Source organism: Peribacillus sp. NPDC055009 (genome assembly GCF_053608705.1).
In genome coordinates this window covers 91,223-103,953 of sequence record NZ_JBSGVZ010000001.1, presented here as the reverse complement: position 1 = coordinate 103,953, position 12,731 = coordinate 91,223, and the positions used below count along the sequence as shown (strand labels likewise).

At 39.9% G+C, this 12,731-nt stretch carries 13 protein-coding genes and 1 riboswitch; of the genes, 5 read left to right on the top strand and 8 right to left on the bottom strand.

The genetic code is table 11. From position 1 onward, the window contains the following. Positions 1 to 51 precede the first annotated feature (51 nt). The gene (gene helD, locus ACWF5P_RS00530; RefSeq protein ID WP_452444435.1) at positions 52 to 2,388 is read right to left on the bottom strand and encodes an RNA polymerase recycling motor HelD; all 2,337 of its coding nucleotides are present in this window, start codon (positions 2,386 to 2,388) and stop codon (positions 52 to 54) included. 423 nt (positions 2,389 to 2,811) lie between these two features. On the opposite strand from helD, the gene ACWF5P_RS00525 reads away from it, so the two are divergent. Continuing rightward, entirely contained in the window at positions 2,812 to 3,072 is a 261-nt protein-coding gene (locus ACWF5P_RS00525) for a zinc ribbon domain-containing protein (RefSeq protein ID WP_434167770.1), read from the top strand. 309 nt (positions 3,073 to 3,381) lie between these two features. Here the strand turns inward: ACWF5P_RS00525 and ACWF5P_RS00520 are convergent, their stop codons facing one another. Then, a complete protein-coding gene (locus ACWF5P_RS00520) occupies positions 3,382 to 4,359 on the bottom strand; it encodes a 2-hydroxyacid dehydrogenase (protein WP_452444434.1) in 978 nt (325 codons plus the stop codon). A gap of 97 nt (positions 4,360 to 4,456) precedes the next feature. Continuing rightward, complete coding sequence (locus tag ACWF5P_RS00515) at positions 4,457 to 5,770, bottom strand: Nramp family divalent metal transporter (protein ID WP_452444433.1); 1,314 nt, start codon at positions 5,768 to 5,770, stop codon at positions 4,457 to 4,459. A gap of 430 nt (positions 5,771 to 6,200) precedes the next feature. Between ACWF5P_RS00515 and ACWF5P_RS00510 the strand changes: the two genes are divergently transcribed. Continuing rightward, entirely contained in the window at positions 6,201 to 6,512 is a 312-nt protein-coding gene (locus tag ACWF5P_RS00510; RefSeq protein ID WP_434167773.1) for a hypothetical protein, read from the top strand. 208 nt (positions 6,513 to 6,720) lie between these two features. On the opposite strand, the gene ACWF5P_RS00505 is transcribed toward ACWF5P_RS00510, so the two are convergent. The 4 genes from ACWF5P_RS00505 to ACWF5P_RS00490 form a co-directional block, all read right to left on the bottom strand. Then, entirely contained in the window at positions 6,721 to 6,990 is a 270-nt protein-coding gene (locus tag ACWF5P_RS00505; RefSeq protein ID WP_101223275.1) for an excalibur calcium-binding domain-containing protein, read from the bottom strand. A gap of 168 nt (positions 6,991 to 7,158) precedes the next feature. Further along, complete coding sequence (locus ACWF5P_RS00500; RefSeq protein ID WP_101223276.1) at positions 7,159 to 7,713, bottom strand: competence protein ComK; 555 nt, start codon at positions 7,711 to 7,713, stop codon at positions 7,159 to 7,161. 471 nt (positions 7,714 to 8,184) lie between these two features. Continuing rightward, positions 8,185 to 8,502, bottom strand: a complete 318-nt coding sequence (locus ACWF5P_RS00495) for a protealysin inhibitor emfourin (RefSeq protein WP_452444432.1) — start codon at positions 8,500 to 8,502, stop codon at positions 8,185 to 8,187. Positions 8,503 to 8,534: 32 nt separating this feature from the next. After that, entirely contained in the window at positions 8,535 to 9,596 is a 1,062-nt protein-coding gene (locus ACWF5P_RS00490; RefSeq protein WP_452444431.1) for a M4 family metallopeptidase, read from the bottom strand. A gap of 378 nt (positions 9,597 to 9,974) precedes the next feature. Here ACWF5P_RS00490 and ACWF5P_RS00485 point away from each other — a divergent pair, with 378 nt between their 5' ends. From ACWF5P_RS00485 to ACWF5P_RS00475, 3 genes are all read left to right on the top strand, one after another. Next, positions 9,975 to 10,442 (top strand): hypothetical protein, encoded by a 468-nt coding sequence (locus ACWF5P_RS00485; RefSeq protein ID WP_452444430.1) that lies wholly within the window; start codon positions 9,975 to 9,977, stop codon positions 10,440 to 10,442. A 400-nt stretch (positions 10,443 to 10,842) separates the two neighbouring features. Beyond that, positions 10,843 to 11,004, top strand: coding sequence for a hypothetical protein (locus tag ACWF5P_RS00480; RefSeq protein ID WP_452444429.1), 162 nt, complete (start codon positions 10,843 to 10,845; stop codon positions 11,002 to 11,004). Further along, positions 11,001 to 11,168, top strand: coding sequence for a hypothetical protein (locus tag ACWF5P_RS00475; protein ID WP_170971670.1), 168 nt, complete (start codon positions 11,001 to 11,003; stop codon positions 11,166 to 11,168). Before ACWF5P_RS00480 ends, ACWF5P_RS00475 begins: the two co-directional genes overlap by 4 nt. 92 nt (positions 11,169 to 11,260) lie before the next feature. Here ACWF5P_RS00475 and ACWF5P_RS00470 read toward each other — a convergent pair whose 3' ends face one another. Next, a complete protein-coding gene (locus ACWF5P_RS00470; RefSeq protein ID WP_452444428.1) occupies positions 11,261 to 12,460 on the bottom strand; it encodes a phosphoglycerate dehydrogenase in 1,200 nt (399 codons plus the stop codon). A gap of 106 nt (positions 12,461 to 12,566) precedes the next feature. Beyond that, a riboswitch (ZMP/ZTP riboswitch) is annotated at positions 12,567 to 12,645 on the bottom strand. Positions 12,646 to 12,731 lie beyond the last annotated feature (86 nt).

Sequence of the window (12,731 nt, the reverse complement as noted above, 5' to 3'; positions counted from 1 at the left end):
TCCTGTATTTCCACTATAGTCATTCATATAAACCTGAAAAGTTCCACTTTGTTATTCCAAAGTCAGAAGTAAGCTCTTCGTTGCATCGTGCAAGAAAGGACTTGGTTCGCCAACAGTATATATTTGTAAGTTATGCATAGCCCTGGTGCATGCGGTATAGAACAATCTACGCAGGCTCTCATCGCCATATGTTTGCATGGATGCATCATAAATGATGACAGCATCAAATTCGATTCCCTTGGCCAAATAAGCCGGAATAACAACAACACCCTGTTCATATTCATTTGTGCCCTTCTGAACGAGTTTAATTTCACCGTGGACACTAAGGGCATCGTATGCGGCGGCACTTTCGGCAGCAGATTTACAGATTATTGCGATTGTATTGTACTCGCGGCTTTGAAAGTCTTTAACTTTAGACAGAATTTTACGGTGCAATTCATCACGGCTGGACACTTGAGTCAGCACAGGCTTCTCGCCTTCACGTTCGAATGCCTTAATTCGATGGCCTTCAGGAACTAGTTCACGTGTGAATTCTATAATCTGCTTTGTGGATCTGTAGCTTTGATCCAAGGTTATACTCTCAGTTTCATCTATCCCGTATAAACTGGTAAGAGTCTGGAAATCCACCCGTTCGCTGGCATGAGCAAATATTGCTTGGTTAAAGTCACCGAGCACGGTCATCCTTGCTGAAGGAAACAACCGTTTCAAAAACTCGAATTGAAACGGGGAATAATCTTGTGCTTCGTCGACAAGCACGTATTTTATAGCGGTATTCGTCTGAAACCCTTGTATTAACTCCTTCAGCAGCAAAAACGGAGTCGCGTCTTCGTAATACAGTTTACCTTCGTCCAGCATTTTTTGCGTTGATAAGCAAATTTCCTTTTCGGCAGGTGTTTCACCCTCATTCCACAGTTCGATCATTATTTGTTCGTCAAAAAGTTGCTTGTATATTCCCTTAATATTGATAAAATGAAGTGCTTTTATCCGTTTGCGCAACGTCTTCAATTTCTTACGAACAATCATACGCGCGAGCATTTTATTTTCTATCTCATAATCGTCAAAGGAATCTTCATTAAGGCCGCGTTTTTTCTCTAAGTAGTTGTATACCTTCTGATATTCTTCTTTGCTAAGATACTCGATTTCCTCCTGGACCCATGGTTTTTCCAACTCGGACTTTTCCGTTTCATCAAGCATCTCACATAACCAATCTTTCAACTTTTCAATCCTATTGTGAAACCTTAGTGTGGTGTCTGTGTTATAAAATCTTTCTGAGATTTGTTTGGCCGAGACGAGCGTTTCCCCTCGGAACTTTACCCCTCTAAAGATCATTCCAGATTGCTCCAATGATTGTCTGTATGTTTTGATGATCTCAAAGAAGCGAATCGATGCCTTAAATTGGATACTCGCTGTCCTAGTGCTATAGGAAGGATCATCCGCTGCAGTCAACAAAAATTCTAATTGCTCATAAGGATCCTCAACTTGAAACGAGTCAGTCAAACGATGATCCAGGTATTCCTGGAATGTTACCTGCTGCATATTCTCTTCGCCAAGTTCGGGCAACACATTGGATACGTAGTTATTAAACATTGAGTTAGGAGAGAATAGAATGATTTGATCCGCTTTCAGCCTTTCTCGATTCTTGTAGAGCAGGTAAGCGATCCGTTGAAGGGCAGCTGATGTCTTGCCGCTGCCAGCTGCACCTTGAACAATGAGCAGACGTCCGCGATCGTTCCGGATGATCCTATTTTGCTCCCGTTGAATGGTGGCAACAATACTGTGCATATGCTTATCCGTTCCCTTGCCAAGTACCTGCTGCAGTATCTCATCTCCAATGGTGAGACTCGTATCGAACATTGATTCGATAACGCCTCCCTTGATCATGTATTGCCACTTGTTCTCCAGCATCCCCCGAATTATGCCACCGGGAGTAGAGTATTCTACAGGACCTGGAGGATAGTCATAATAAACACTCGAAATCGGAGCCCTCCAATCGTAGATAATGAAGTTTTCTCCTGTTGTATCAGTAAGAGTGGAGGTCCCAATATAAATTTGTTCCGTAAGGGAAGACCCTTCTTCAGTGACATCGATCCGGCCGAAATAAGGCACTTCCTGCATGCGGCGCAGTGTTGACAACCTCTTGAAGGAATATCTATGTGCGCCTTCGCTTTGTGACAGGTCTTGAGCCTGCTGCCTTAAGCCAATGATGGTCTCGAGGTAATCATCGAAAGTATCGATATTAACCTTGAGGTCATCCCAGAAATGTTTACGGATATTAACAACTTCTTTTCTGCGCTGTGAAGTCTCTCCTTCTATTTTGCTGATTTGTTTCGTGATTGTTTCTATCACCTCATCCAAACGTTCTTGCTCCTGCCGAATTTCATTGGTCATAACAGACACTCCTTTAAAAAATGAGAAATTAGGGGTTGACTAGAGGTGAGCTTTACCTTATACTTATAGTAAGGGGTAAACTGTTTTTGTGTATAATTAAATGTGTTTCTATACTAATTTATCATAACTACTGAATTATATCAATGTATATTTCATAACAGTTTCCATAATGAATCGGCGTTTTAAACTTTAATTTAACATGTAATGTCAGTAACCAGTTGAGCAAGTAGCTTGACTGGTTATTTTTATGCCTATTTATATTTTTAAAGCCAAACGCTTCTCCAGTCCTGTTTTTCGTAATAGCTGCAATACTCACATCAACAGATGATTCGTAGTATCGATGACCTGTGATTCATATTGTCTTGACTTATATTTGTTTGTTAGATAATGTTTAGGATAAAACTTTTTGTAGGAGAATTTATAATGAAAAAATATAAAACATGTCAGAGCTGTGGAATGCCGCTTTCTAAAGATGAATTAGGTGGAGGAACTGAAAAAGATGGTAGTAAAAGCACTAAATATTGTAGTCATTGTTATCTAAATGGTGAATTCACTCAAAATATTACTGCGATAGAAATGCAAAAATTTGTTCAAAATCATATGATGGAAAATATGAAAATGCCAAAATTTATTGCTAAGTTTTTTACAAGAGGAATCCCAAAGTTAGAGCGATGGAATAAGTAAACTACAGAAAACGAAAAAACTGTTTTCATTCAAATGTGATTGAAACGGAAGGCGCGAGACTCCTGGGGGAATAGTGCGTCAAAGGAGACCCCGCAGGCAGCACCGAGGAGGCTCCCGGACCACCCGCGGAAAGCGAGTGCCTGGAATGGAAATCAATATTAACGAGATTATCTACAGCCGAAGCCCTCCATTATAGAGAGGGCTTGTTTGTTCTGCAGGATGAGTAAAATACTGAATAATCCGGAACTAAAAAAATGGATAGCCCCAAATAAGGCTATCCAGCTTAATTTATAAATGCTGTCTAAAAGATCACTTTACCTTTACCCCAGATTTGATCAAGGTAGGCGGAGTTTCTCCCTGTAATCCTCCTACAAGGTTGGTTGCTGCCAGCATCGCCATTTTCTTGCGGGTTTCATATGTTGCGGAACCGATATGAGGCAGGGTGACGACATTCTTCATGGAAAGCAGAGGATTGTCCTCCTTGACGGGCTCCTGTACAAAGACATCCAGTCCTGCAGCGTGAATTTCACCGGTTTTAAGTGCAGTGATCAAGGCTTCTTCATCCACTGTTTTCCCTCTTGAACAATTGATGAAGATGGCGGACTCTTTCATGAGCTTGAATTCTTTTTCCCCCATCATTTTTTCAGTTTGGGGAGTTAGTGGTGTCATCAAGCAAACAAAATCAGATTGCTTTAACAGATCTTCCAGAGAACAGTATGTAGCTCCATACTTTTGTTCCGCTTCTTCATTTCTGGATCTGTTGTGATATAAGATGTTCATATCGAATCCAAAACGGGCCCTTTTTGAAACGGCAGAGCCTATTCCGCCCATGCCGATTATGCCTAATACTTTATGATGCACGTCCAACCCAAACGATTTTTCTCCGATGTTCGATGTCCATTGTCCTGACTTTACCATTTGATCCAACTCTGGCATTCTTCTTGCTGTGGACAGCATCAAGCCCATGATCGTATCTGCGACTGTCTCATTCAATACCTCGGGAGTGTTCGTAGCCATGATTCCGCGATTGGACAGCTCGGTTACATCCAAATTGTCGTATCCAACCGATGAATTACAGACGATTTTTAATTGCGGTGCTTGATCCAGTAAAGCTTTATCCACCTTTAATCCTGACCCTAATATACCTTGTGCGTTCTTCAGCTCTTGAAGGAATTCAGAGTGATTTTGTGAGTCAAGACCTTCAAAATAAACGACATCACAAGTCTCTTGAATATATTGCAGCACTTCCTGATCCACTTTCTTATAGATGATTACTTTCGGTTTCATCACTGATACCTCACTTCCATTAAAGTAGGACCCCTCTCGGGATCAAATGTCGACATAACCTTTATGTTTTACGCCTCTATCTATAATCTACCATTATTTAAAAAAAGGTTGTAGCTAATTGAATGGCGGACCAAACCGCTAAAATGGAAGCTAAGGATAGAATAATATTTTCAAACCAATTGTTTTTATATTTTCCCATCAAGCTTTTTTTATTTGATAGCACCAGCATCCCAATTGCGATTACCGGAAAACCGATTATGTTTATTGCATTTACGCCAATCGTCAATGCGATGAAACCAGGCATGCCGGGAATGGACCAAATGATTGGGGTGACCAATACAAAAATCATAACCCATTTATACATTGGATCTTTTTCATATTTACCATTGTACTTTTCACGACGCCCCTTATTTATTACGTAAAAGGCATCTACTATCAATCTAGGAAAACCAGTTGACTTACCTACTACACTCGCGAACAATACGCCAAATACACCAAGATAGAAAATGTACCAGCCAAATTGTCCTAACGACATTTGTAACGCCATTGCCAAGTCATCAATCGTTTCCACATGAATTCCATTCGGTTTTAAAATTTCTGCCCCAACCACCCAAATGGCCAAATTAATCACGATGCAAACTCCGATGGCAAACAGCAAATCATTTCTTTGAACCTTTACATGACTCGGTTTCGTCCAGCCCTTTTCCTTCATGAAATATGGATGAACAAAGTTCGAAATCGATCCAGCAACTGCACCGATAATTGAAATCGCTACCAATAATGCTCCATGAACGCCAGTATCACTTGGAATGCTAAAACCAACTGTTCCTTTAATGATTTGCCCTACATCCGGTGTTGCTTGAATGGCGAGGAACAGGAAGGCAATAGTCAATAATGCCAAAAGCACTTTCATTACACTTTCGATTCTATTATAAATATTCCTGCCAATAAGCATAAAAACTAATCCTACAACTACCATTGAAGCTAAGAATGGCTGATTAACATGGAATAGGGTCGATAATACCTCTCCGGCCCCCTTAATCATATAGGCATTAAATAGATGACCCATTATTAACGCATAACCAAACATGAAGTAACCGAAAAATGGGTGGATACGTCCATACCCTTCAAGTATGGTTAACCCCTCTGTGTTACAAAGCTGGAACCGGGCGATAACATTAACGATAAGAAAACGAAGGATTAATGACAGTGCTAAAATCCACATTAAACTATATCCATAATCTGCCCCGGCAACAGAAGAAGTCACCAGATCCCCGGCTCCAAGCCACGTCAACACGGCAAGGATCCCCGGACCATAGGATGTTTTAAACTTCGTGATGAAATTTGGTTTCTTTCTTACGACCTCAGGAATAATCACAGTGGATTCAGCAAGATTTGATTGATTTTTCATGTTATTCACTCCATCCCAAAGAGTATGTATTCGCTTTCATTTTTCTAAAGCATTAATACTTTGATAACTCTGGACAAACAGTTATTGAAATTATGACAGAGCTTTATGTCATTTCTGAAACTGACATAAAGTTTACAATGCTGTTTATGTTGTCATGCTTCATGTTGAAGTGAATCAAAAATGTTAAAAAAGCTCCCCTTCCATTTAATTGAATGTTTTGACTATTTACATTGAAATTGTAAGACAAATTAAAATGTAAGTCAATCATAATATTTAGATTTTTTTTTTGACACTTCGTACTTGTTGACACATTCAAGTTGTTGCTGATTAGAAAATACAGGATTGTTGTTACTATATAAAAAAGGATAAGTACAGCGTGCGAATAGATTAATGCTATCAGCGGATAATATATAGTGAAGGAGTGAAATATATGCCACAAGATACTAACAATGATCCATTCAATAATGCCGGGAACCTTGATAGAGACCCAACTAATAATCCCACTACTAATAATGATGACAACGATACAATTGACAGACCCGTAATGATTAATGATAGTTTGAACCCCGGATTTCAAAGAGAAGAACGTCCTATGACTAATGGTAATATCCCAACAATAGAGGGAGTTGCAAACATTAAAGAACGTTTTCCTTCGGACCATGAAAGACTTATGAGCAGAATTAATCTTGGGGATGCACTTATAAATCGGGAAAATACACATTTTGGACGGTTTGAAAGATAACCCACGAGAAAAAAGCTAAAGACCTGTATAGGCTTTAGCTTCCGTTTTTTTAGTTTTGTACAAAAATGAACCTTCCTCTCCAGGCACTCGCTTTCCGAAGGAGTCTCTCACCTTCCGTTCCAATCAACTTTGTTTAATAATTCAGATGGAACACCTTTTATCTACAAATTAAAGAGACCTTCCTATAAAAGGTCTCTCAGAATAATTCTTATTTTTCACAAGCGATCAAATCTTTGTCACGATCGCTTTTTTTATTGGCATCATATAGCGCCTTTGAAACGTGAGGCTTGTATTTCGTTTTTCCTCCTTTATTTTTAACGGAAGATGTACGAGCTACGCCTCCTTTGTAGTCTTTATTCAATGCTGTACAGTTTTTATACGTCTTCACCTTTGTTTTGGCACTGGCAACATCATTCGCGCCAAACGAGAGACCCAATACTAGACCAAAAGATAGTAAAATAGCAAATAATCTTTTCAAAATATGTACTCCCCTTCCTAAATATTAACTATTTACTAATCATAATGTATCATTTCTTTTTTTACAATAACTATATTTCTATAGTTAGAGTTTACTTGAATAAAACCCGCTCTCACTTTATCTAATCCTAAAAAAGACCGCCAATGCGGCGGTTTTCATCTCATCTTATTATTCCTTCCCTTTCACCTTGTAATGGGCCTCCCCGGGTTCTTTGCAAAAGGTGATTCCGCTTCCCGGTTCGTAATAAAAGGTCTTTTTTCCCAATGAACGTTCATGGAAGGTCGTATGCAGATAGGATGCTTGGTCCCTTTTGAAGGCGAGCTGATTTTTGCTTAATGATACAGGAAGGCAATGTCCATAGCTTGTGTGGACCAGCGTTTCTTTTTCGTTCATTTCCTCTAAGTCACGAATGTGGATGTAGGAAAACCAGATTCCTCCTCTTTTCCGGAATGAGCGGGAGGAGAACCAGACCATTCCCTGCTGGGCGTTTATGCAGACTGGCAGCCTATATTTTCCGCCAAGCACTGATTTGGCTGCTGCAAGTCCGCCATCCAGATTCAACCCAAAGTAGTTTAACGTGTTATTCAGGATTTCCTGGCGCGATTGGGCAACATGGAATGTGTTCTCTCCCTCCACTACCGTGGACATCTCCACACCATTGGAATCGTAACGTTCCATCAATCCCACCGTTTCCTTATTCAATAAATAGTTTTTTCGTATCATCCTTCCATTCACTCCCCATTTCCCTATTCATATTTTTTGGAGTATACTGGATATAGAGGCAGGTATACTCCTGCTCGCAAGCCCTTAGGTGATGTCTTCCAGGACGTACTCACCTAGGGGTTTTTGGATTTCCGTCTATCGTCACTTTCATTTCTTGATATGTCATTCACCTCCATGCGACTATTATCCTATTTTATGATTTTTTTGTAAAATCCAGCTAATTTCACCTTGATTTCCTTTTGTGACTGCATCGCCTGTTTGATTGGCTGACTCTTTACAAAATCCCATTAAAGGTCTATACTTTCGAATTTCCTTTTAAAATCTGCTGTTCTAAATTGCTATTATCTTGTTATATGTGTCCATTTAGCGAACAAACAGCCAAAATTCATATAAAAGTGAAATAAAATGACATTTTTGTGAAATTTTAAGACCACAAAAAAAGTCTATCGTGATGATAGACTTTTTTCTTGGTTATTCTGCCATCTTTATTTCAATTGCTAAATTCCGTAGATAATCCAATAAGGGTCTTACTTCCTCTGGAGCTGTTATGTCATTGAATGAGTAAGACTGCTTCTTCTTTTCATCGGCTATATCCAGCTGGTATGAAAATGCGTCGAACCCTTGCGCTTTAGCTCCTGCCATTATACTTTGGCTAGCATTAGGTAAGTCAGCTGTCTTCATTAAGTTCTGCAATTCCTCATTTTTCTCTTTCGGCAATTTCTCTGTATCGATCTGAAAATTCAAGTCGAGGTTGGCAAATCCCCCTATGCAGCTAAATTTGATATGCATGGTAGATGGAGCCTCCTATTCATGGAATATGACTACTCAGGCAGTCCAACCGCTTTAAAAGCATTTTCAATTGTCTTGATGGCTGTTTTCGTAACTTCTCCGCTATCAACAAGTTTTTGCGCTGCCTTGATGACAATTTGCACGAATTGATTGAAATTCGACGTCGCAAATAAATTCTGCATCGCATTGAACCAGATCAATGCCGCTTTGTCTGTTCCGATTTCCATCGATACTAGATAAAAGGCCTTGTTTGGTATGCCGCTATTGATATGGACACCATGATTATCGCGTTCTCCTTTATAGAAGTTCTTCATATGATCAGGCTGAATATCTTTACCCATTAACTTATTGTCAAATGCCGTACCTGGCGCTTTCATCGAACGGAGGGCCTGCCCTTTGAGTGTTGGTCCCATTATATCAGCTCCGATTAGCCAATCGGCATCACCTGCTGTTTGCTTTAAATGAAATTGTTTTATGGCAACTCCAAACACATCTGAAAGATGTTCGTTCAATGCCCCGGACTGGCCTTCATACTCCAATCCACTTGTGAACTGCGTAACCCCATGTGTCAGTTCATGGCCAATTACATCGAGTGAATTGGCAAAATTGCTAAAAATGACCCCATCGCCATCACCAAATACCATTTCATCTCCGTCCCAATAGGCATTCGTGAATTTATTTCCATAATGAACGTTCAGAATGAGATCAAGGCCTTGGTTATCAATTGAATTACGGTGTAAGACATCCTTGAAATAATCACGCACAACTCCGCTATAATCATATGCAGCGTTAACAACAGGATCTGCACTTGATCGATCTCCTTCTTTTCTTGCCTCATTCTCCCGGAGTTTCGTTCCCCCCCTGCAATCATAAACATGGCGGGCAGATTCACCTTGACGACCAGATCCTGCATCCGTTAAAGCGACAACACCGTCAATATCGTATTCTTTCATAATTCTGCGCCTGCGCACTTGACGGCTTTTCGCTAAACTGATCCGTGCTTCTTCCACTTCATTTTGTGCCAGATTCTCAAGAATATAGTTTGGTACGATGAAACAATGACACTTCAATTTGGAACAATCTCTTTTGTGCATATCCGTCACTCCTTCATGTTTTTTACGATCTATTACGATTTCTTTTTTCAAGAGTGCTGCTTTCTTAATGCTTTTGGCTTCAACAACGGTTCATTAGCAGTTTAAATCCGTTTACATGGTTACCTGATGCTCTTCCTATTTTCAACACATTTCTATAGATTACTTTCGCCGTAAATACCTCATTTCCCTCCATTCCTTCCTCTGACCCGTTCATTCCTTTTTTCCAGCAGTACTGTTAACTCATCAGGAATGCAACTTCAGGCAGGGGATGCATTACTTCACCTTTGTTTATTAAATTATTCTGCTCGTGCTGCATATACTGCTTTAAACAAGGAATCTTCCTCAGAACATACACAACCTTTAAGGGGGGGCATAGCATTGGTAACTTCACAGGGAACTGCTTCAATTAGCTTTCCATTCCCATCTGTTTGGGGTATCCACTCTTCAATAGCTGGCAGGACGATTATTTGGGGCACACTCATCATTGACTCTATTACAAATAATAGGGTGGTTGGTACGGTTAATTTTCGTGGCAGACCCATTCCGATTAATGGATTATGGAATGAAAGCACCAAACAAATCGCATTTGATTCACCCTTTGCCACATTCTCTGGCAACTTAACCATAATGGATGATTTCCAGATTAGGATTCGACATTTCATTCTTCAAGGACGTTTTCTTATGAAGCCTCCCTCTCTGCAAGCAGGTGAGTCTGGATCATGGATTGCCACTACTGATATAGCTCTGAATGAATATCCTGTTAGCGGTAATGCCTATTCCGGGCAATTACCTCCTGTTGGAGCTTTTTTAACATCGAATATCCTTCATCAGCATCAGAATTTTTGAGGAAGAACAGTATAGGGTAATCCATTCTGTGTAGAAATGGTGTTTCACATAAGGAATCGTCTCTGCATTCCATAGGGACGATTCTTTTACTTAGAGGAAATTAACAAAAGTCATATTGAACTGAAGGGTTGGATGAGAATTTAAGGTTACATTGATTTAGGTTCGCAACAAGTTGCTCCCTGGCGTTCAGCTGATCGCAATGCTTCCCCTATTGGGTACCGTTTTGCCTGTCTCACTAAGTAGATATTTATAAGAGATAGTTATTTTGGTAGATAAATTATGAATCCATTAACTTAAAATGAGTACAGATGGAATATAGATTGACAGCATTTTCTCAGTACTTCATACTATTGTATTAATAGAAGTGACAGAATATTTGGTTAATTAGGAGGATGAATCAATGAAACCAGCAATAATGACAATGGATTTACAATTATTAGCAGATGTTCTCAGGGAAAATAATTGTACAAGTTTTATAAACGCAACAGCAGAAAAGGATTTTCAAGTGGCTCAAATGCTTGATGTATTAATATTTGAGGGTAAAGGGGAGGGTGGCATATGACTAAGCTCAGAATCCTTTTAACCATTCCTATATTGCTATATGGAATCTACGTATTTGTTGCCATTCAAAACGATAAGGATATTCCGCTTTATTTGCATCTTCTATTCGCACTCTACTTAATGTTGTTTGTACATTATGAGGAAAAAACGGAGGTGAAACCCTGACAGATTTTCAGTTTAATACACAAAGCCTAAAAAGCCTCAACTCCTTAAAGGAATTGAGGCTTCACTATTAATCATCTTTCTTCCGTTTCCAATTAGATAATACGAGTTGTAACGATGCCTTCGATTTGTTTGATTTTTTCTTCCAAGCCAGGAATGATATCGCCATTTACTTCACCGTCAATGTCGATGATCGTATATGCATATCCCCCACGGCTTCTGTTAACCATGTCAGCGATGTTCAGATTAAAGCCAGATACAGCCAGCGTGATTTGCCCAACCATGTTCGGAACGTTTTCGTGGAAAGTTGCCACACGACGGTTACCTGTATAAGGAAGGGAAGTGTTCGGGAAATTCACAGAGTTCTTGATGTTCCCTGTTTCTAAAAAGCTCTTCAACTGACGAGCTGCCATGATGGCACAGTTTTCCTCTGACTCTAGCGTAGAGGCACCAAGATGCGGAATTGGAACGACATTTTTCATTTTCAACACGTTTTCATTCGGGAAGTCTGTAATGAACTTGCCTACTTTTCCGCTTTCAAGTGCAGCTTGCATATCATCTTCATTCACTAGCTCGCCGCGTGAGAAATTCAAGATATGTACGCCCGGCTTCATGATGCTGAATGTTTCTTGGTTGAACATTCCTCTTGTGTCGTCAGTTAATGGAACGTGTACTGTAATATAATCAGATTCTGCAAACAATTCTTCAATCGTCATGGCGCGCTGTACATTGCGTGACAAGTTCCAAGCTGTATCAACAGAGATGAACGGGTCAAAGCCAATGACATCCATGTCCAAATCAAGCGCATCATTCGCTACAAGTGCACCGATCGCTCCTAAACCGATTACGCCAAGTGTTTTTCCCTTGATTTCTTTACCAACGAATTGTTTCTTTCCTGCTTCAACAAGCTTCGGAATTTGTTCTCCTTCGCCTTCAAGCGTCTTTGTCCAAGCCACACCGGCAAAAAGGTTACGAGATGAAGCCATTAATGTCGTCAGCACCATTTCTTTTACAGCGTTTGCGTTAGCCCCAGGTGTATTGAAAACGACAATTCCCTGCTCGGTGCATTTGTCGACCGGAATATTATTGACTCCAGCCCCTGCCCTTGCGATTGCCTTTAACTGATCGCCGAATTCCATAGTATGCATGTTAAAGCTGCGAAGAACGATTGCATCAGGGTTTTCACTGTCATTATCAACCGTAAATTCCCCTTTGTTGAATACATTCAGTCCGCTTTCGGCAATATTATTTAACGCCTTGATCGTTTTCACTTTTTCTAAAAGAATTGTGCTCATTTTGTTTGCTCCTCTTTTGAATATGATAGTTTCGAAATTTCAAAATACTGACTTTAAACCTTCACTATCTGTTAATATACAGAAAGAGGCAAGGGATAAACTCCCTTACCTCTGCCCAGGCGAACGGCTACGACACTATGTGTTCCCTCACGGTTATCCGTGTTTCGCCAGTTGCACATAGTCTTTTTCATTTATTTCATTCTATCAAACTATTCTGCAATCTTCAATATCAAATTATATATTTATCCCTTTTTTTGCAGAATCCACAACT